The following is a 19,942-nucleotide window of genomic DNA, read 5'->3' as shown; positions in this document are numbered from 1 at the left end:
GGCCCTCTGGACCAATCGTCGCGGGCCTCAAACAGCGGCGGCCACCAAGCCCGCGCCGTGCCCGCGCGTGAAAGCCTCTTCAAACACCGAATACCCCGACCAGTCGGCATGCGCAAACGCCAGCCGTGCGGTGGCGGGTGTGGGCAGCCAGGCGGAGCGCTCACCATTTGATAGCACCTTGGGCATGAAAGACCTCGGCTCCAGGCCGATTTGGCTCAAAAACTGCTGCAAACCCGGTGTGGGGATGGACATTGCGTGCCCGTAGCGGGTGATGTCCACGCGCGTGGCGCGCTGGCGCAGGTCAGGGTGCGGCACCGCCAGGGCGGCCAGGGCGGCGTCAGCCCAGTGCTGCCAGGGCTGGGTGGCCAGCTGCTGGCGGCCGTCCGCCCGGTCGCCCAGCGCCTGGTAGTAGGTAAGCACGGTGGGGCCGGCCAGCGTGGCGCGGGTGTCCAGGCGCTGGTGGCCGGCGTTCACATAGCCCAGGCCCCCCGCCGTAGGGTCGGCATACAGGACGTTGTCCCAGGCCGGCGCGGCGCCGGGGCGGTCGGTGAGCGGACTTTGGATGTGGATGTTGGCCACCAGCCAGGGCGCCCACGACAGACGCTGGGCCGCCCCGGTGAGGAAGGCGGGCGGGTTCTGCACCACGCGCGCCGCCACGAAGACGGGCAGCGCCACGATGCAGCGTGGCGCCTGCCAGCGCTCCACGCTGTCGGTGGAGTGGTTGAACGCATCCACCTCCACGCCGTGGCGGCCTTCGGTAATGCGCAGCACGCTGGTGCCGGTGCGCAGCTGGCCGCCGCCGTGGGACGTGTTGGCCAGCGGCTCGGCCAGGCGCCGGGTGATCCAGCCATTGCCCTCGGGCCAGGTGAGCACGCTTTCGCGGGCTTCGTCCACGGCCTCGCCGGGCGCATGAAAGCCATGGCGGCTGGCAAAGTAGTGGATGCCCGCCCAGGCCGAGACGCGGTCGGCGCCGGCGCCGTAGTCATCGCGGCAGCAGTAGTCCAGGTACCAGCGCAGGTGGGCATCGTCCAGCCCTTCCTGCGCCAGCCAGGCGGCAAACGTCATCGCGTCCAGCGCCTGCTGGCTGGGCGCCAGCGAGCGTTTGGCGGTCCACAGCTTGAGTGCGGGCATGGCAAACCGCGCGGCCTTCGACTCACGCTCCACCGCCTGCGCAAAGCGGCGGTACTGCGCCAATGTGGCCTCGCCCACACCCTGCACGGGCAGCAGGCCCTCCTGCCACTCGCCCTCGAAGTACAGGCGCTCCTGCGGGCTGTGGCACAGGTGGCGTTCGTCGTACTGCCAGCGCCCGGCCACGCGCTGGCGCAGGCCCAGTTCTTCCAGCAGGTCTTGCACCTCGCGCGCGTCGTCGCCAGGCACGGGCAGGTAGTGCGCGCCCTGCGGGCAGGCCAGGCCGTTGACAGCGGTGCCCCGGCTGTTACCGCCCGCGGTGTCCTCCAGCTCCAGCAGCGCAAAGTCCTGCACGCCCGCCAGGCGCAGCGCGCGCGCGGCCGCCAGCCCCGCCACGCCCCCACCGGCAATGATGACCTGCGCGCGCCGCACCACGGCGGGCTCGGGCCAGGTGCCGCGCGCCAGCCACTCGCGCAGCTGGTGGCCGCGCGCCATATCGATGCCGGTGAAGCCGCCTTCCAGTGGCGGCACGGCACGGTCGCACCCACCCAGCGCGGCCGTGGCGAAGGCGGCGGCGCCCGCCACGAACTGGCGGCGCTGCAGGGTCCAGGGGGTCATGCGGTCACGCATCAATCCGACCAGCGTGCGCGGATCTCGAGCAGCTGCGGCACCAGCGGGGCAAACAGCGCCACCAGGGCGGGGTCGAAGTGTTTGCCTGCCTGCGCTGTGATGTGGTCCAGCGCGTCATGCACGGGCCAGGGCTCCTTGTAGGGGCGGCGGGTGGTGAGCGCATCGAACACATCGGCCACGGCCACGATGCGCGCCGACACCGGGATGGCCTCGCCCGCCAGGCCGCGCGGGTAGCCGCTGCCGTCCCACTTTTCGTGGTGGGCCAGCGCAATCTCGCGGGCCAGCTGGAGCACGCCGGACGGGTGCTCGCCAATGATCTCGGCGCCGATCTCGGGGTGGCGGCGCATGGTGTCCCACTCAGCGGCGTCCAGCGGGCCCGGCTTGCGCAGCACGGCGTCGGGGATGCCGATCTTGCCCACGTCGTGCATGGGCGCGGCGTTGAGCAGGTCTTCGGCCCAGGCCGGGCTGTGGCCTGCGGCCAGCGCCAGCAGCTGGGCAAAGTGGCTCATGCGGATCACATGCATGCCGGTTTCGTTGTCCTTGTATTCGGCCGCGCGGCCCAGGCGCTGCACGATCTGCAGGCGGGTTTCGCGCAGTTCGTCCATGCGCACCAGCGACAGGTGGGTGCGCACCCGCGCGCGCACCACGGGCGGGCTGACAGGCTTGGTGATGTAGTCCACCGCGCCTGCGTCAAACCCGGCGGTTTCGTCCTGGCTGTCGGTGAGGGCGGTGATGAAGATCACGGGGATCGAGGCCGTGGCGGCATCGGCCTTGAGCGCGCGGCACACGGCGTAGCCATCCAGGTTGGGCATCATGATGTCGAGCAGCACCAGGTCGGGCCGCTGCTCGCGCGCCACCTGCAGCGCGCGTTCGCCATCGGTGGCAAACAGCAGGCGGTAGTCGGCCTGCAGGATGTGGCGCAGCACCTGCAGGTTGGTGGGCTCATCGTCCACCAGCAACAGGCGGGGCCGCTGGTCAGGGGCCGGGGTCATGCGGGGTTCTCCAGGGGTTCGTCCAGCCAGTGTGTGCGCAGCTGCTGCAACTGCACCACGGCCTGGTCAAAGTCAAAGGTGTCGATGGCCTCCTGCAGGCGCTCTGTGGCGGCCGCAGGCAATAGCTGCACCAGCACGTCCAGCGGCGGCTGGGCCAGCTCGGACTGCGCCAGGGCCTGCTGCAGCGCGTGAGCGGCGTCCAAGGCCTGCTGGCGCTGGTCGGCGGTCAGCGGTGCGTGCTGGCCCACGCCGGGGGCGGGTGCTGCGGCGGCCGCCACCTCGTGGGCCAGAGCCTGCTGTACGGCCTGCAACGCGACGGGCAGGGCGGCCACGAGCGGCGGCAGTGCCGTCCGGTCCAGGCTGTGGGCCGCCTCCTCGATGCGCTGCGCCAGCGTTTGCAGCGGGCCCAGGGCCAGATTGCCCGCCGCGCCGCGCAGGCGGTGGGCCAGCGCGCGGGCCGCATCCATGTCGGGCTGCGCCACCATGGCCTGCAAGGTGGCTGGGGTGGCGGCATGGTCGGTCAGCAGGCGCGCCACGGCATCGCGCAGCAGCGCACGCTGGCCCCAGAGGCGGGTGCCACGCTCCCAGTCCACCGCGGCGATGGTGGCGTGGGGGACCGGTGGCATGTCGGTGGCGCGCGTCAAGGTCTGCAGGCTGCTCCACCCCGATGTGGCGGTGTCGGGCTGCAGATGCAGCACGCGGGCGATCTCGCGGAACAGGCGGGCGGGCTCCAGCGGCTTGCTGGCAAAGCCGTCCATACCGGCAGCGCGGGCATTGCGCCGGTCCTGCTCCAGCACGCTGGCGGACAGGGCGATCACCGGCACCGGCTCACGCCGTTGCGCCTGCTCGAACGCACGGATGCGGCGCGTGGCCTCCAGGCCGTCCATGCCGGGCATCTGCAGGTCCATCAGCACCACGTCAAAGCGCCCGGCCTCGTAGGCGGCGACTGCACTTTCGCCGTCCCGTGCCACGGTGACCTGGTGGCGCCCCCGGTCCAGGTGGATCTGCAACAGCTCGATGTTGGCTGGCACATCGTCCACCACCAGCATGCGCAGCGGCGGCAGCTGCACGGCCTGGCTCACGGTGGCCACGGCCGCCGTGGCCTGGCCTACCGGCAAAGGCACACACACGGTGAACGTGGTGCCCACCCCCAAGGTGCTGCGCACGCTGATGCTGCCGCCCATCAGCTCGACCAGCTGGCGCGAGATGGTGGTGCCCAGGCCCGTGCCGCCGAACTGCCGCGTGGTGGACGCATCGGCCTGTGCAAAGGGGTCGAAGATGCGCTCCAGGTGCTGCGCCGCGATGCCGATACCGGTGTCTTCCACCTCCATCACCAGCGTGCCGTCGTGGTAGTCCAGCCGCAGCAGCACATGGCCGCGCTCGGTGAACTTGAGCGCGTTGCCCAGCAGGTTGAGCAGCACCTGTTGCAGGCGCAGCGCATCGCCCCGCAGGTAGGGCGGCACCCGGTCGTCCGTCATGCACTGCAGCGCGAGCCCCTTCTTGCCCGCATGGATGCGCAGCGAGGCGAGGATCTGGTCGCACACCTCCTGCAGCGAGAAGTCGGCAATCTCCAGTTCCACCGCGCCTTTTTCCAGTTTGGCGGTGTCCAGGATGTCGTTGAGCAGGCGCAGCATGGACCGCGCTGCATGCTGCACCGTGCCCAGGTGACGGCGCTGCTGCGCGTCCATGGGGGTGTCGAGCAGGGCCTCGGTGAAGCCGATGATGGCGTTCATCGGCGTGCGGATCTCGTGGCTCATGTTGGCCAGGAAGGTGCTGCGCGCGGCAGCGGCCTGCTCGGCACGCTCCTTGGCAGTGCGCAGCTCTTGCTCCATGGTGCGGCGCTGGGTGAGGTCGGTCGCAAACTTGACGACCTTGAAGGGCTGGCCCTGCGCGTCAAAAATGGGGTTGTAGGTGGCCTGGATCCAGATGCGCCGCCCGTCCTTGCCGAGTCGCTGGTACTCACCGCCATCCAGCTGGCCAGATCGCAGCTGTCGCCAGAACTGCGCATACGCCTCGGTCTGCGCGTAGGCGGGCTCGCAGAACATGCGGTGGTGCTGGCCCACGATCTCCTGGAGGCCATAGCCCATCAGACTGAGGAAGTTGTCATTGGCGTGGAGCACACGGCCCTGCATGTCGAACTCCACTACCGCCAGCGCGCGGTTGATGGCGCGCACGGTGCTTTCGAACTCTGCGTTGCGCTCCTTGAAGGCGGTCATGTCCATGATGACCCCGTCAATCCATTGCACTTGACCATCGTCCCCCACGACGGGGCGCCCGCTTTCGGACACCCAGCGCAAGCGGCCCTCGCGGTCACGCAGGCCAAACTCCACGTGATAAGGCCTGTGCTCCTCAATGGCTGCCGACACCTCGTTCCAAAGACGGTCCACCTCTTCAGGCAGCGTTAACTGTGTGAAGTTGACACGCCCTTGCAGGAAGTCTTGCGGCAGCCACCCCGTCAGCGCTGTCACGGCATCACTGATGAAGAGCATGGTCCAGTCGGCGTCATAGCGACAGCGAAAAGTCACACCAGGAATGTTCCCTATCAGCGAGCGCAAACGCTGCTCGCTCGCCTTGAGCTCCTGCTCCATCGCGCGGCGCTGGGTCAGGTCGCTGATGAACCCCACAAACACCGGTTCGCCATCCAGCGGTACGCGTCCAACGGCAATGCGAATGGGCACGGTATTGCCGTCGGGGCGCAAGGCCAGCACCTCGCGGCTGTTGGCGCCGACCACGCCACCGCCCTGGCCCTGCAGGTAGCGCTGCAGATAGGTGTCATGGCGAGAGCGATCAGGCTCGGGCATGAGCATGGACACGTTCTGGCCCACCACCTCATCGGGGCGCCACCCCAGGATGCGTTCGGCCGCCGCATTGAAGGACTGCACCCGGCCCTGCGCATCAATCATCACCATGCCATCCACGGCCGTGTCGGCAATCGCGCGCAGGCGGGACTCGCTCTGGCGCATCTGCAGGAACATTTGCCGGTAGCGCAGGCCAGCGTTGATGGCGATGACCAGTACACCAATAACCAGGGCCACGGCAGCCACCGCCAGGGCCATGGGAGTGCCCTCTGCAGCAGCCAACAGCTCCAACTCGTTTGGCACCTCGATAAAGCGCAACGCCGCCATCCCGGTGTAGTGCATGCCCGCAATGGCCAGCCCCATGACCACGCCCGCTGCCAGGTTCAGCCAGCGGGCCCGCCAGCGAACCACCCGCTCCAGTCCAAATCGCACCCACAAGGCCACAATGGCCAGCAGCACGGCCACCAAGACGGAGGCCGCAAAGCCCCAAGGATCAAAGCGCATGAATGGAGCCCACTGGGACGCCTCCATGCCGATGTAATGCATGGCGCCAATGCCAGCGCCGACGAGCACGCCGCCGACGACCAGGGCTGCACGGCTGATTTCGCGGCGCATCAGCAGCCCCAGCGCAACCCACGACGCAGCCACGCTCGGAAGCATAGACAGCGCTGTCATCCAGGGATCAAAACGCCCGCGCCCACACACTGTGAACGCCAGCATGCCGATAAAGTGCATCGACCAGATGCCCCCACCCAACGCCATCGCCCCCGACCCCCGCGCCATCTGGCGCATGAAACGGGTGTCTGCACGCCGGGCCAGGCCCGCCATTTGTAGCGCTAGCACAGACGCCAGCACCGCCATCGCTACAGACAGCGCCACCAGCCAAGGATCATGCTGGGCCCAGAGCAGCGGATAGGGCTGTGCGTTAGAGAGGAAAAAGAAATCCGGCATCGGGAGCCCACGGCGATCAGGTCTTGACAGCTTTGTAGCCGATTGTGACGCCCGTGCCACCGGGCAGAACCCCTGCAAATTGCTCGGCGAATGCCCGTTGGCCCCCAAGCCATCGCCGGCTCAATGCGCCACCACCTTGCCCCATTCGCGCTCGTAGCTGTGTACCAGCGCCTGGTTGGACAGGCGGTTCACATCGGCCGGCACCCGCGCCATATCGAGCGGAAAGTCGAACAGCAGCGGCAGCGACGGTGGGCTCAAAAACCGCAGCCCCGGCGGCAAGGCATCGGGCAGGCGCCAGGGCCTGCGGCTGGCAATAACGTAGCCCCATTCGCCAAAGCTGGGCACATGGGCGTGGTACGGCGCTGTCGAGAGGCCCACGGATTCGATGGTCTGCACCACCGTCCAGAAGCTCTGGCGCGCCACCAGCGGCGAGGTGGTCTGCACCACGGCGTAGCCACTGGCCGCCAGCCGCTTGTCCAGCAAGGCATAAAAGCTGTTGGTGTAGAGCTTGCCGATGGAGAAGTTAGTGGGGTCGGGAAAGTCCACCACGATCACGTCAAAAAGGTCTGTCCCCTGCTGCAGCCACCCAAAGGCATCGGTATTGACGATGGTCACCTTGGGGTTTTGCAGCGCGTGGCCGTTGAGCTTTGCCAGCGTGGGGTTCTCGCTGAAGATGCGCGTCATGGCCGGGTCCAGCTCGACCAGGGTGACGGACTCGACCGAGGGGTACTTGAGGATCTCGCGCACCGCCATGCCGTCGCCGCCGCCCAACACCGCCACCCGCTTGGGCGCGCCGTGCGCGGCCATGGCGGGGTGCACCAGGGCCTCGTGGTAGCGGTATTCGTCGGACTCGGAAAACTGCAGGTTGCCATTGAGGTACAGCCGGTGGCCATAGCGGCCCTGCGTGACCACGATGCGCTGGTAGGGCGTGGCCGTGGTGAAGATGATGCGGTCCTGGTAGAACTTGTCCTCGGCCAGACTCGTGATCTGCTCGGCCCCCGCCAGCCCGGCCAGCAGCAGTCCCACCACCATCAGGCAGGCGAACAAGTGGGCTTGGAGGCGCCGCAGCTCATGCCGGAACAGCCACACCGCCCACAGCGCCACGGCGGCGTTCATCAGCCCGAACAGCAGCCCGGTACGGATAAGGCCCAGGTGCGGCACCAGCAGCAGCGGAAACGCCAGCGACACCGCCAGCGCGCCCAGGTAGTCGAACGTGAGTACCTGCGAGACCAGGTCCTTGAGCACCACATTGCGCTTGAGGATGCGCATGACCAGCGGAATCTCCAGCCCCACCAGCGTGCCCACCACCAGCACCATGCCGTACAGCAAAAACCGGAACGCGCCCGGCGCGTACGCATTGGCCAGGAACAGCGTGGCGGGCAACGCCCCGCCGATCAGCGCCACCAGCAGCTCGATGCGCAGGAAGTGCGCGGGCAGCTGCCGCTCGAAATAGCGCGACAACCACGATCCCAGGCCCATGGCAAACAAGTAGGTGCCAATGATGGTGCTGAACTGCAGCACCGAGTCGCCCAGCACATAGGAGGCCAGCGCACCGGCGGCTAGCTCGTACAGCAGGCCGCAGGCCGCCACGACGAAGACGCTGATGAGCAGCGCAATGTCGATAGGGCGGGGGCCGGAGGATGGGGGCGGCACCGCAGGCGCGGGCGCAGTGGAAGGCGGGGTGGGAGACGACAAGGCGGCGGTCAGCGCACCCTGCCGGGTGCGCCGCTTCGTTCATTCAGGCGGTAGGGGCTCGAAAACGCGTCAATGCGTTAATGCGTCGATGCGTCAATGGATGGCAGCCGCCACGATGATGCTGATGCCCAGGCACATCGCCGCCACCACCAGGCCCAGCGCCTGGTTCTGCTTTTCAACGATCTCGCGCCACAGGTCATAGGGCGTGATCTTGTCCACGATGACAAAGGCCAGCCAGAAGATGATGACGCCAATGATGGCGTAGAGGATGGACCCGAGAAATGCCGCGGGTTTGAGCCATTCGAATCCCATCATGGTGTGATCTCCTTGAAACGTGTGGTCAGTGACAGTGGCGGGTAGACGGTGGACAAGCGCAGACGCTGCACTACTTGTGGCTGCCGCCGGACGAATATCCGCCGTACGAGCCCCCCGAGCTGCGGTAGCTGGAGGACGAGGAACAGTTTTCGACCCGGGGATCGCAGCTGGAGCAGCGGCTCAGCAGGATGAGCAGGATCAGGATCACCAGCGCGATGATGATGATGGTGCCGCAACCCAGGCCGGATTTGGCCACGAATGGACCGGGGTCGTCGCGCTTCAGGACATCTTTCTTGTCGTCCAGCTTGAACGCCTTGGCCACCGTGTCGCTGGAGAGCTTGTCGCCCGCAGACCAGGTGATCTCATTCGGGCTCTGCTCCATCGACAGCAGGCCCTTGGCGCTTGCAAAGTCGCGGTTGGTGGTTTTCTGCCCGCGCGTGACCTGCCAATAGAACTCGCCCAGCACATAGGTGGTCTCGGCCTCGTAGGTGTACTTGAGGTCGTACTTGGTGCCCATGTACGTGGCGGAGCGGCCCGTGGCCGCCATCTGCGGCGCACCGGTGGTGGGGCGCACCATGCTCCAGCCTTCTTCGGAATCGACCAGGAACGCAAAACCGCGCTTCTGGTTGTAGAGCAGGTACTCGCTCCAGCCAAAGTGCTCGTCGTCGCCGGGCTCCACGCCCATGCGGTGCTGGAAGCCCACCACCTGCCAGTGCACGCCCTGCAGCTGCCCCTTGCTGCCCAGCGGGATGAGGGGCTGCACGGGTTCGTCCTGCTCGGCCGAGCGCAGCTCTCCGCCCACGCCGCTGTCCAGGCTGATGATGCTGGCGCACGACCCACAGGTGATGCTCTTGGAGGTGGATAGCTGCACCTGCACGGGCGCACCGCAGTGCGGGCAGTTGAACTGTCGGCCTTTTTCGTCCTTGGCGGATTCGTCTTTGAGACCTTGCAGCTGCAGGTCTTCGAGCAGCACGGCCTTGCCGCGCTCTACATTGGGTGGGGTGTGGCCGTAGTCGATGCTGACCACTTCGCCGTCGGCGCTGCGCAACTCGACCATGCCAAAGGGCTGGCCCAGCGGCGGCAGCTTGGGCAGCTCGCCCTGGGCCGAGATCAGCTGCGCCTGGCCGGTGTAGGCAACGCTGTAGGGCTTGCCGTTGATGGCCGTGGTGGTGCCGATGCGAAAGCGCTCGGGCGCAGGCATCTCGCGGCCGGGGTCGATGGGCCGGGTAAAGACGTAGGCACCGTTGTCCTCGCCCAGCGTGGCCAGCGTGCCGTCATTCAGAAAGGCCGCCCATTCGGTCCACACGCCCGCGTCGCCCTTGTACTGCAGGCGGCCGATGAGGGTGAAGGGAACGTCCTTGCCATCGAGCTGAATGCGCCCGCTGGCCATGAGCTGCAGCGGGCTGTGGTCCTCGAACAGCTCGGCCATCTTGCCCAGGCGCGTGAGCACGTCGCCACTGCGCACCACGGTGCTCTGGCAGTAGCCGCAGACGGCATGGGTGGACTGCGCGCTCTTGAACTCCACCGGCGCGCCACAGCCGGGGCAGGGCGCGCGGTAATAGCGCTGGGTGGGGTCGGTGGCCATCGTGTGGAGTGTTCTGCCCGCGCCGCGCTCAACGGCTTTGAAGCCCTATTGGCCTCTAGCGCCTATCCCTCCAGCGCAAGCAGCTATTTTTATGATAGCAATCGATCCGATCGATCAGACGAGCTTCTTGAGCAGTTCGGCCTTCTTGGCGTCGAACTCTTCCTGCGTGAGGATGCCCTTGGACTTGAGCTCGCCCAGCTTCTCCAGCGTGGCCATCACGTCTTCGGGCTTGACGCCCACCGCAGCGGCCGCCGCTGCAGGCGCTGCCTGGGCTGCTGCGCCTCCGCCTTGCAGGCCCTGCTGCAGGTTCTGCGCGAGCACCTGCCCCAGCGCCACACCGGCGCCCAGGCCCATCGCGTCACCCGCCACACCACCGCCGTTGCTGGCGCCCTCGGCAAACTTGGGGATGGCCTGCGCCGTCTGGTACTGCATGAATTTGGCCATGTCGTTGCCGACCATGCCCATGCCGATCTTCTGGTCGAGGATCTTCTGCAGCTCTTCGGGCAGCGAGACGTTCTGCACCGTGAGGGACTCGATCAGGATGCCCAGCTTGGCAAAGATGGGCGCGAGTTCCTTGGTCAGCGCGTCGGCAAACATGACCTGGTTGGCCGCCAGGTCCAAGAACGGCAGGCCGCTGCCCGCAATGGCGTTGCTGATGTTCTGCAGCACCAGGCCACGCAACTGGCCTTCGAGGTCGGCCACGGGGTAGGACTCGCGCGTGCCCGAAATTTCGGTGTGGAACAGCTTGGGGTCAGCAATGCGGAATGCGTAGTTGCCGAAGGCGCGCAGGCGCACGGCGCCAAAGTCCTTGTCGCGGATCGTGATGGGCTGGGGCGTGCCCCACTTCTGGTCGATCTGCTGGCGCGTGCTGAAGAAGTACACATCGCTCTTGAAGGGGGACTCAAAGAGCTTGTCCCAGTTCTTGAGGTACGTGAGCACCGGCAGCGTCTGCGTGGTGAGCTTGTAGGTGCCGGGGCCGAACACGTCGGCCACCTGGCCCTCATTCACGAAGATGGCCATCTGCGACTCGCGCACCACCAGCGTGCCGCCGTTCTGGATTTCCATGTCGCGCATGGGGAAGCGCCAGGCCAGCGTGCCGTCCCCCTCTTCGGTCCACTGAATGATGTCAATGAACTGTTTCTTGATGAAGTCCATGAGGGCCATGTGTGCTCCCAAAGCAAAAGAGGGGGTTGAAAAGAGCGGCCATCATAGCAACGGGGGCTTTGGTCGCATCGGCTTTTTTCAGCGGCGGAACGTGAACTAGTTCACGCGCAGAACCAGTCTGTTTGGGATAGGCGCTGTGGCGCTTCGCACAGCGTCATTGGATAGCGGCTATCTGCGCCTTAGCGATGATCAATTGGCTTTCGCTATTGCGAATCACTACCATTCAACCATCCCTGCTGCACTGCCGCAGTCTCTGTTGAACCGAAGAAGTAGGAGTCCGCCATGTCCCTCATCCGCCGCGTTGCCCGCCAGAACCAAACCATGCTGATGAAGACGGGCAGCTACTACCTGATCCACATCTGCGTGGCCGCCCTGGTGGCCTATGCCGTCACCGGCAACCTGTGGGCCTCGCTCACCCTGAGCCTGCTGGAGCCCACGGTGCAGGCGGTGGCCTTCTTCTTCCATGAAAAGGCGTGGGACCGGGCTGGTCGGCGCGCTGCACGCCAAAGCGCTACCCCATCGCCCCACAGCAATCCCGCCATCCAGGGCACCTGAACACCCTCACGACAAGGAGCACCGCCATGTACGCCATTCCACTGCGCAGCCGCACCGCCACAGGCCTGGCGTTTCAACGCTGGCTGGTCCAGCGCCTGGCGGGGCTGGCCCATAGCGGCTGAGCCCGCTGCGGCGTCTTGAGGCTGGCCCCAGAAACAGCCATGCCCCGTCTGGCGGGGCATGTGGGGATGGGGTGAGGCGGCGCGCAGAGAACCGCTGGACGAGCCGCGCTCAGGCTTTCACATCCAGCAGGGAGCCCATCATTTCGTCCTGCGTCTTGATGGTCTGCAAGTTCGCCTTGAACGCGTAGGTGGCCGACATCTGCTCCACCGCTTCCTGCTCCAGCGCCACGCCCTTGGCGTCCTGTTCGCGCTGCACGGTGGCGCGCACACCGGCGCTTTCGGCCACTTCTTCTTGTGCAACCACCTCGCGGCGGTAGCCGGGGGTGTTCATGTTGGCCACGTTGTTGGCCGACGCGTCCAGCCGCAACTGGGCGGCCTGAAGGCCAGAACTGCCGATGGAGGAAATACTGGCCATGGGCGCTGCTCCCGATGTCACACAATGTTGCAAAGAAGGTGAATTGTCCGCCTCGCCGCAGTCGCTGGCAAGCCGCAGCCCCACAATGTCCCAGTCAGCGACCGGGGCGGTGCGCGTCTTCCAGGCATTGCGCAAACGCCTGGGCCGCACGGGCGGGTGCGGGCGAGCGGCGCATCAGGCTCACAAACTGGCAGTGGTAGTGGAACAGCGACGGGTTCACCGCCTGCATGCGGCCCTGGCGCTCGAAGGCCTCGGCATAGTGGTCGGGCAAGAACCCCATAAAGCGGCCCGACAGGATCAGCGTGGCAATGGACTCCTGATCAAACCCCGTGGCTGCGCGCTGCAGCCGGGCCTGGTGGCTCAGCTCCATGTTGGGCGAGTGGTAGCCCAGCCCCGCAAACTGGTAGCCCCGCACCGCGTGCCAGTCGGCCGGCGGCGATGACGCCCCAAACAACGGGTGGCCCGCGCCGCAGTACAGCAGCATGGTCTCGCCAAACAGGTCGGCGTAGGCCAGGCTTTGCGAGCTGCGGTGCGCAGGGATGATGCCCACCTGGTAACTGCCGTCGATCACGCCACGCTCGATGGCGTTGATGGAGCCCACATGCAGCTGCAGCTGCACATCGGGCGCCTGGGCGGTGAAAGCGGCTATCGCCTCGCCAATGCGGGCGGCCGGGTTGCTGGCGGTTTTGTCGAACACCGCCACGGCCAGCTGCCCGCCCATGCGCGAATGGATGTCGTCCACGCTGTCGCGAAAGCTGCGCACCGAGGCCAGCAGGCGCAGGGTTTCGTCATACACCCGCTGCCCCTCGGCCGTCAGCGCAAACCCCGCCCGACCCCGCCGGCACAGCGTGAGGCCCAGGCGGGCCTCCAGGTCTTTGATATGGCGGCTGACGGTGCTGGTGCCGATGTTCAGCTCCAGCTCGGCGGCCGACATGCCGCCGCACTCCACCACGCTCTTGAAGACCTGCAAAAGGCGCAGGTCCATGTCGCTGAGCTGGCCCAGCACGGCGCGGTGTTTGGGGGAGGGGTGGGGCAGAGGTTTTTTTACTTGCATAAACCGTCAAGTAAACATTGATATTGGAGTATTGGAGAGATTAACAGGCGGCGCAACAATGCCCTACGTCAAGCCCTGGCCCGCTGGGGTTGCCTGCATTTTTTTGCCGCCTTTGCACTGGAGAACCCCATGAGCTTCGTCAACATCGAAAAACCCGCCGCCGGTGCCGAAGGCCCCCGCATGGACGCCGAATGGCTGGACGCGCACTGGATGCCCTACACCGGCAACCGCCAGTTCAAGGCCAACCCGCGCATGATCGTGGAGGGCAGCGGTGCCTACTACACCGACTCCGAGGGCCGCAAGATTTTTGACGGCCTCTCGGGCCTGTGGTGCGCAGGCCTGGGCCACGGTCGCCGCGAGATCGCCGAGGCCATCGGCAAGCAGGCGATGAAGCTGGACTACGCACCCGCTTTCCAGTTTGGCCACCCGCTGTCGTTCGAGCTGGCCAACCGCGTCAAAGAGCTGACACCCGCAGGGCTGGACTATGTGTTCTTCACCGGCTCGGGCTCCGAGTCAGCCGATACGTCCCTCAAAATGGCCCGCGCCTACTGGCGCGCCAAGGGCCAGGGCACCAAGACGCGCCTGATCGGCCGCGAAAAGGGCTACCACGGCGTGAACTTTGGTGGCATCTCGGTGGGCGGCATCGTGGCCAACCGCAAGCTGTTTGGCCAGGGCGTGGAGGCCGACCACCTGCCCCACACACAGCCTCCCGCAGGCTCGTTCCACAAAGGCATGCCACCCACGGGCAAGGAGCTGGCCGACCGCCTGCTGGAAGTGATTGCGCTGCACGATGCGAGCAACATCGCCGCCGTGATCGTCGAGCCCTTCTCGGGCTCGGCCGGTGTGGTGATCCCGCCCGTGGGCTACCTGCAGCGCCTGCGCGAGATCTGCACCCAAAACAACATCTTGCTGATTTTTGACGAAGTGATCAGCGGTTTTGGCCGCAGCGGCGCCTGGACGGGTGCCGAAGCCTTTGGCGTGACGCCCGACATCCTGAACTTTGCGAAGCAGGTCACCAACGGCGCGCAGCCGCTGGGCGGCGTAGTGGCTACCAAGGAAATCTACGACACCTTCATGGCCGCGGGTGGCCCCGAGTACATGCTCGAATTCCCGCACGGCTACACCTATTCGGCCCACCCCGTGGCCTGCGCGGCGGGCATTGCGGCGCTCGACATCCTGCAAAACGAAGACATGATCGGCCGCGTGAAGGCGCTGGCCCCGTACTTCGAGCAGGCTGTGCACAGCCTCAAGGGCGCCAAGCATGTGGCCGACATCCGCAACTTTGGCCTGGCCGCCGGCTTCACCATTGCAGCGCTGCCCGGCGAGCCTGCCAAGCGCCCCTATGAGATCGCCATGAACTGCTGGAAGAAGGGCTTTTACGTGCGCTACGGTGGCGACACCATCCAGCTGGCGCCACCGTTCATCAGCACCCAGGCCGAAATCGACCGCCTGATCAGCGCCCTGGGCGACGCCCTGCACGAAACGGCTTAAGGCACAAGCCCGACCGGCCCATGCGCATCTCCATCCTCACCTTCGACGCCTTCAACGACCTCGACTCGCTCGTGGCGTTTGGCATGCTCAGCCGCATCGCGCTGCTGGGCGACACGGACTGGCAGGTGCGCATTGCGAGCCCCACGCCGCGCGTCACGTCCATGAACGGGCTCACCATCGACGCACATGAAGACCTGAGCCAGTTGGCCCAGGCCGATGCGGTGCTGGTGGGCAGCGGCATGAAGACGCGCGAGGTGGCGAACACCCCGGCGCTGATGGAGCAGCTGCGTGCGCTGAACCCTGAACGCCAGTTGCTGGCGGCGCAGTGCTCGGGCACCCTTTTGCTCAGCCGCCTGGGCCTGCTCCGCGGCACGCCCGCCTGCACGGACCTGACCAGCAAGCCCTGGGTGGTGGATTCGGGCGTCGATGTGGTGCCTCGCGCCTTCACCGCCCGTGGCAACGTGGCCACGGCAGGCGGGTGCCTGGCGTCGCAGTACCTGGTGGCGTGGCTGATTGCGCGCCTGAAAGGGCTGGACGCCGCGCGCGAGGTGCTGCACTACTTTGCGCCGGTGGGCGAAAAGCAGGAATACATTGACCGCGCGCTGGCGCATGTGCTGCCGGTCTTGGAGTCCCAGGCCACTGCGGCCTAGTTACTATTAATTTGATAGCTGATTGCGCATATTGCACTAGCGCTACCGGCACTTTTGACCTGAAATCACCATGAACCACGACAAGAACGTCACCACCACCATCGGCCACCTGATCGACGGCAAGCTGGTTGCCGACACCGAGCGTACGCAGCCGGTGTTCAACCCCGCCACGGGCCAATCGACCACCAGCGTGGCGCTAGCCAGCAAGGCCACGGTGGAGGCCGCCATCGCGTCGGCCGAAGCCGCCTTCCCCGCCTGGCGCAACACCCCGCCGCTCAAGCGCGCGCGGGTGATGAGCAAGCTCAAGGTGCTGCTGGAAGAAAACGCCGACAAGATCGCTGCCCTGATCACCGCCGAGCACGGCAAGGTGCTGGCCGATGCGCACGGCGAACTGCAGCGCGGCATTGAAAACGTGGAATACGCCAGCTACGCGCCCGAGCTGCTCAAGGGCGAGCACAGCCGCAACGTCGGCCCATCGATTGACTCGTGGAGCGAGTTCCAGGCGCTGGGCGTCACCGCCGGCATCACGCCGTTCAACTTCCCGGCCATGGTGCCGCTGTGGATGTGGCCCATGGCCGTGGCGTGTGGCAACACCTTTGTGCTCAAGCCTTCGGAGCGCGACCCCTCCTCCACGCTGTTCATCGCCCAGCTGGCCCTCGAAGCAGGCCTGCCGCCCGGCGTGCTCAACGTGGTCAACGGCGACAAGACCGCCGTGGACACGCTGCTGCAGGACCCGCGCGTGAAAGCCGTGAGCTTTGTGGGCTCCACCCCTATCGCCGAGTACATCTACAGCGAAGGCTGCAAACACGGCAAGCGTGTGCAAGCCCTGGGCGGCGCCAAGAACCACGCGGTGCTGATGCCCGACGCGGACGTGGACAACGCCGTGAGCGCCCTCATGGGAGCGGCCTACGGATCGTGCGGCGAGCGCTGCATGGCCATCCCGCTGCTGGTGGCCGTGGGTGACGCAGTGGGTGACGCCGTGATTGCGGGCCTGAAGACCGAGATCGCCAAGATGAAGGTCGGCCCCGGCACCGACAACAGCAACGACATGGGCCCGCTGGTGACCAAGCCGCACTTCGAGAAGGTGAAGGCCTATGTGGACAGCGGCGTGGCCGAAGGCGCCACGCTGGTGGTGGATGGCCGCTCGGTGAAGGTGGCCGGGCATGAGGAAGGCTACTTCCTGGGCGCCTGCCTGTTCGACAACGTCAAGCCTGGCATGAAGATCTATCAGGAAGAAATCTTCGGCCCCGTGCTTGGCGTGGTGCGCGTGAAGACGCTGCAGGAGGCTATGCAGCTCATCAACGACCATGAGTACGGCAACGGCACCTGCATCTTCACCCGCGACGGCGAGGCCGCCCGCTACTTCACCGACCACATCCAGGTCGGCATGGTGGGCGTGAACGTGCCCCTGCCCGTGCCCGTGGCGTACCACTCGTTCGGCGGCTGGAAGCGCAGCCTGTTCGGCGACCTGCACGCCTACGGCCCGGACGCCGTGCGCTTCTATACCAAGCGCAAGACCATCACGCAGCGCTGGCCATCGGCGGGCGTGCGTGAGGGGGCGGTGTTCAGCTTTCCGAGCAGCCGCTGAAGCATCCGTCGGCGTCTACGCTTCAACGACAAAGGCCCCATGCGGGGCCTTTTTCGTTCCATGCCTCGCCAGAGCGTTGGAAGTCAAGCCATCCCAACGAGCACGGCTGGCGCGGCATGCACCCTTTTGACGCCAGAAGGGTGCATGAAGCGACCCGTTTCGGGCAAGCACTGTGTTCCTCCTCAAAAAGCAAAACACCTCATAGCTTATGTGCATGGATATGGGGGTCTCAAAACCCTGTCCACACGACACAATGAATGGGCAAACAGCCCCTGAGTAAGCAGATTCGCTTACTAGGGTTTTTACGCACATCCCCCTACAATCGCAGACCCTTACAAAGCTGACAGCCTGCTGCAGACCCGCTGGAGTACGGTTTTGGCCCCTCACCCCCTGAGTTGGAGACACTGAATGCCCGAGAACACCACGGCCCAGAACAACAACAACGATTCCGACAAGCGTGCCCAGTTGCGCCGTGCCGCTCTCGAGTACCACGAGTTTCCCAAGCCGGGTAAGCTGGCGATTGCCGCGACCAAGCAGATGATCAACCAGCACGATCTTGCGCTGGCCTACTCGCCCGGTGTGGCCGCGCCCTGCGAAGAGATCGTGAAGGACCCTGCCAACGCCTTCCGCTACACCTCGCGCGGCAATCTGGTCGCTGTGATTTCCAACGGCACCGCCGTGCTGGGCCTGGGCGACATTGGCGCGCTGGCCTCCAAGCCGGTGATGGAAGGCAAGGCCGTCCTGTTCAAGAAGTTTGCGGGCGTCGATGTGTTCGACATCGAGATCGACGAAAAGGACCCCGCCAAGCTGGTCGAGGTGATCGCAGCGCTGGAGCCCACCTTTGGCGCCGTCAACCTCGAAGACATCAAGGCCCCGGACTGCTTCTATGTGGAGCGCGAGCTGCGCAAGCGCATGAAGATCCCGGTCTTCCACGACGACCAGCACGGCACGGCGATCACGGTGGCGGCTGCCATCGTGAATGCGCTGAAGGTGGCAGGCAAAAAAATTGAAGACGTGAAGCTGGTCACCAGCGGCGCAGGCGCAGCGGCCCTGGCCTGCCTGAACCTGCTGCTCAAGGTCGGCGTGCAGCGCAAGAACGTGTTCGTCACCGACCTGGCCGGTGTGGTGTACGAAGGCCGCGAAGAACTGATGGACGACGACAAGCGCCAGTTCATGCAGAAGACCGACGCGCGCAAGCTGGCCGAGGTGATGGTGGGCGCCGACGTGTTCCTGGGCCTGTCGGCCGGCAACGTGCTCAAGCCCGAAATGGTGGCCACCATGGCCGAGCGCCCAGTGATCTTCGCGCTGGCGAACCCCAACCCCGAGATCACGCCCGAGCTGGCGCACAGCGTGCGCAACGACATCATCATGGCCACGGGCCGTTCGGACTATCCGAACCAGGTGAACAACGTCCTGTGCTTCCCCTACATCTTCCGGGGCGCATTGGACTGCGGCGCCACCACCATCACCGATGAGATGGAAATTGCGGCCGTGCACGCGATTGCCGAGCTGGCCCAGGCCGAGCAGAGCGAGGTGGTGGCAGCCGCCTACGTGGGCGAGAAGCTGACCTTTGGCCCCGAATACCTGATCCCCAAGCCGTTCGACCCCCGGCTGATGATGAAGATCGCGCCGGCCGTGGCCCAGGCCGCCATGGACAGCGGCGTGGCGCAGCGTCCCATCGCTGACATGGACGCGTACCGCGACCGTCTGCAGACCTTTGTGTATGCCTCGGGCACGACGATGAAGCCCATCTTCGACGCAGCCCGCAACGCTGCCAAGAAGCGCGTGGCCTATGCCGAAGGTGAAGAAGAACGCGTGCTGCGTGCTGCGCAGATCGTGGTGGACGAGAAGGTCGCCCGCCCCACGCTGATCGGCCGCCCCGCCATCATCGCCCAGCGCATCGAAAAGTTTGGCCTGCGCCTGAAGGAAGGCGTGGACTACGACGTGGTCAACACCGACTTCGACCACCGGTACCGCGACTTCTGGCAGACCTACCACCGCATGACTGAGCGCAAGGGCATCACCCAGCAGGTCGCGAAGATCGAGATGCGCCGCCGCCTCACGCTCATCGGATCGATGATGCTGCACAAGGGCGAAGTGGACGGCCTGATCTGCGGCACCTGGGGCACCACGGCCAACCACCTGATGTACATCGACCAGGTGATCGGCAAGCACGCGGGCGGTGCCGACAGCACGGCCCAGGACGTGCCGGTGTACGCATGCATGAACGGCCTGATGCTGCCCGGCCGCCAGGTGTTCCTGGTGGACACGCACGTCAACTACGACCCCACGCCGCAGGAGCTCGCCGAGATCACCGCTCTGGCCGCCGAAGAAATGATGCGCTTTGGCATCAAGCCCAAGGCCGCACTGCTGTCGCACTCCAACTTTGGCACCAGCAACAGCCCCAGCGCGGTAAAGATGCGCCAGACCCTGGAGCTGCTGCGCCAGCAGGCGCCCTGGCTGGAAGTGGACGGCGAAATGCATGGCGACGTGGCGCTGGACGGCAAGGCCCGTTCGGCACTCATGCCCAGCAGCGAGCTGACTGGCGACGCCAACCTGCTGGTGTTCCCCAACATCGACGCCGCCAACATTGCCTACAACCTGCTCAAGACGGCGGCGGGTGGCGGCATTGCCATCGGCCCCGTGCTGCTGGGGGCGGCCAAGCCGGTTCATATCCTGACACCGAGCGCGACCGTGCGCCGTATCGTGAACATGACAGCCCTCACCGTGGCCGATGCCAACGTGGCGAGATAAGCCAATATCCGGTAGCAAGCGCTAACTTAAAACCCTTGCAAAGCCCTTCAGCGTC

Annotated in this window: 14 protein-coding genes; 5 read left to right on the top strand and 9 right to left on the bottom strand. The window is 66.0% G+C overall.

Annotated elements, in window-relative coordinates:
• Window positions 1–27: 27 nt before the first annotated feature.
• The 7 genes from DNK89_RS14790 to DNK89_RS14760 all read right to left on the bottom strand — a co-directional run bounded on the left by DNK89_RS14790 (window position 28) and on the right by DNK89_RS14760 (window position 11,258).
• Entirely contained in the window at window positions 28–1,746 is a 1,719-nt protein-coding gene (locus DNK89_RS14790) for an NAD(P)-binding protein (protein WP_203422286.1), read from the bottom strand.
• Window positions 1,747–1,757: 11 nt separating this feature from the next.
• Complete coding sequence (locus DNK89_RS14785; protein WP_110960710.1) at window positions 1,758–2,750, bottom strand: two-component system response regulator; 993 nt, start codon at window positions 2,748–2,750, stop codon at window positions 1,758–1,760.
• The gene (locus DNK89_RS14780) at window positions 2,747–6,499 is read right to left on the bottom strand and encodes a PAS domain S-box protein (RefSeq protein WP_110960709.1); all 3,753 of its coding nucleotides are present in this window, start codon (window positions 6,497–6,499) and stop codon (window positions 2,747–2,749) included. Before DNK89_RS14780 ends, DNK89_RS14785 begins: the two co-directional genes overlap by 4 nt.
• A 120-nt stretch (window positions 6,500–6,619) precedes the next feature.
• Window positions 6,620–8,194, bottom strand: a complete 1,575-nt coding sequence (locus tag DNK89_RS14775) for a polyamine aminopropyltransferase (RefSeq protein WP_370220924.1) — start codon at window positions 8,192–8,194, stop codon at window positions 6,620–6,622.
• Between the two features lie 93 nt (window positions 8,195–8,287).
• Window positions 8,288–8,506, bottom strand: a complete 219-nt coding sequence (locus tag DNK89_RS14770; protein ID WP_015016355.1) for a DUF350 domain-containing protein — start codon at window positions 8,504–8,506, stop codon at window positions 8,288–8,290.
• 73 nt (window positions 8,507–8,579) lie between these two features.
• Window positions 8,580–10,094: a DUF4178 domain-containing protein gene (locus DNK89_RS14765; RefSeq protein WP_110960707.1), complete on the bottom strand. Its 1,515-nt coding sequence runs from the start codon at window positions 10,092–10,094 to the stop codon at window positions 8,580–8,582.
• A 114-nt stretch (window positions 10,095–10,208) separates the two neighbouring features.
• Window positions 10,209–11,258: an SPFH domain-containing protein gene (locus DNK89_RS14760; RefSeq protein ID WP_015016357.1), complete on the bottom strand. Its 1,050-nt coding sequence runs from the start codon at window positions 11,256–11,258 to the stop codon at window positions 10,209–10,211.
• A gap of 282 nt (window positions 11,259–11,540) precedes the next feature.
• Here DNK89_RS14760 and DNK89_RS14755 point away from each other — a divergent pair, with 282 nt between their 5' ends.
• The gene (locus DNK89_RS14755; protein WP_110960706.1) at window positions 11,541–11,813 is read left to right on the top strand and encodes a DUF2061 domain-containing protein; all 273 of its coding nucleotides are present in this window, start codon (window positions 11,541–11,543) and stop codon (window positions 11,811–11,813) included.
• Window positions 11,814–12,044: 231 nt separating this feature from the next.
• Here DNK89_RS14755 and DNK89_RS14750 read toward each other — a convergent pair whose 3' ends face one another.
• Complete coding sequence (locus DNK89_RS14750; RefSeq protein WP_015016359.1) at window positions 12,045–12,350, bottom strand: flagellar basal body protein; 306 nt, start codon at window positions 12,348–12,350, stop codon at window positions 12,045–12,047.
• Between the two features lie 94 nt (window positions 12,351–12,444).
• Entirely contained in the window at window positions 12,445–13,404 is a 960-nt protein-coding gene (locus DNK89_RS14745; protein WP_110960705.1) for a LysR family transcriptional regulator, read from the bottom strand.
• 129 nt (window positions 13,405–13,533) lie between these two features.
• On the opposite strand from DNK89_RS14745, the gene DNK89_RS14740 reads away from it, so the two are divergent.
• The 4 genes from DNK89_RS14740 (at window position 13,534) to DNK89_RS14725 (ending at window position 19,887) form a co-directional block, all read left to right on the top strand.
• The gene (locus DNK89_RS14740) at window positions 13,534–14,895 is read left to right on the top strand and encodes an aspartate aminotransferase family protein (protein WP_110960704.1); all 1,362 of its coding nucleotides are present in this window, start codon (window positions 13,534–13,536) and stop codon (window positions 14,893–14,895) included.
• A 20-nt stretch (window positions 14,896–14,915) separates the two neighbouring features.
• Window positions 14,916–15,545 carry a DJ-1/PfpI family protein gene (locus DNK89_RS14735; RefSeq protein WP_110960703.1) on the top strand — a complete coding sequence of 210 codons (630 nt, stop codon included), beginning with the start codon at window positions 14,916–14,918 and terminating at the stop codon, window positions 15,543–15,545.
• Between the two features lie 70 nt (window positions 15,546–15,615).
• Window positions 15,616–17,133: a CoA-acylating methylmalonate-semialdehyde dehydrogenase gene (locus DNK89_RS14730; RefSeq protein ID WP_110960702.1), complete on the top strand. Its 1,518-nt coding sequence runs from the start codon at window positions 15,616–15,618 to the stop codon at window positions 17,131–17,133.
• Window positions 17,134–17,541: 408 nt separating this feature from the next.
• A complete protein-coding gene (locus DNK89_RS14725; protein ID WP_015016364.1) occupies window positions 17,542–19,887 on the top strand; it encodes an NADP-dependent malic enzyme in 2,346 nt (781 codons plus the stop codon).
• Window positions 19,888–19,942: the final 55 nt, after the last annotated feature.

Source organism: Acidovorax sp. ST3, assembly GCF_003231145.1.
Lineage (GTDB): Bacteria > Pseudomonadota > Gammaproteobacteria > Burkholderiales > Burkholderiaceae_C > Acidovorax.
The sequence above is the reverse complement of the archived record's forward strand: the minus strand, read 5'-3'. Positions and strand labels throughout refer to the sequence as shown.

Bases quoted from the DNA above. Each gene is read 5' to 3' on its own strand.
- DNK89_RS14735 (WP_110960703.1), top strand. From the start codon at position 14,916: ATGCGCATCTCCATCCTCACCTTCGACGCCTTCAACGACCTCGACTCG.
- DNK89_RS14790 (WP_203422286.1), bottom strand. From the start codon at position 1,746: ATGACCCCCTGGACCCTGCAGCGCCGCCAGTTCGTGGCGGGCGCCGCC.
- DNK89_RS14740 (WP_110960704.1), top strand. From the start codon at position 13,534: ATGAGCTTCGTCAACATCGAAAAACCCGCCGCCGGTGCCGAAGGCCCC.
- DNK89_RS14750 (WP_015016359.1), bottom strand. From the start codon at position 12,350: ATGGCCAGTATTTCCTCCATCGGCAGTTCTGGCCTTCAGGCCGCCCAG.
- DNK89_RS14770 (WP_015016355.1), bottom strand. From the start codon at position 8,506: ATGGGATTCGAATGGCTCAAACCCGCGGCATTTCTCGGGTCCATCCTC.
- DNK89_RS14745 (WP_110960705.1), bottom strand. From the start codon at position 13,404: ATGCAAGTAAAAAAACCTCTGCCCCACCCCTCCCCCAAACACCGCGCC.
- DNK89_RS14730 (WP_110960702.1), top strand. From the start codon at position 15,616: ATGAACCACGACAAGAACGTCACCACCACCATCGGCCACCTGATCGAC.
- DNK89_RS14760 (WP_015016357.1), bottom strand. From the start codon at position 11,258: ATGGCCCTCATGGACTTCATCAAGAAACAGTTCATTGACATCATTCAG.
- DNK89_RS14755 (WP_110960706.1), top strand. From the start codon at position 11,541: ATGTCCCTCATCCGCCGCGTTGCCCGCCAGAACCAAACCATGCTGATG.
- DNK89_RS14725 (WP_015016364.1), top strand. From the start codon at position 17,542: ATGCCCGAGAACACCACGGCCCAGAACAACAACAACGATTCCGACAAG.
- DNK89_RS14785 (WP_110960710.1), bottom strand. From the start codon at position 2,750: ATGACCCCGGCCCCTGACCAGCGGCCCCGCCTGTTGCTGGTGGACGAT.
- DNK89_RS14765 (WP_110960707.1), bottom strand. From the start codon at position 10,094: ATGGCCACCGACCCCACCCAGCGCTATTACCGCGCGCCCTGCCCCGGC.
- DNK89_RS14780 (WP_110960709.1), bottom strand. From the start codon at position 6,499: ATGCCGGATTTCTTTTTCCTCTCTAACGCACAGCCCTATCCGCTGCTC.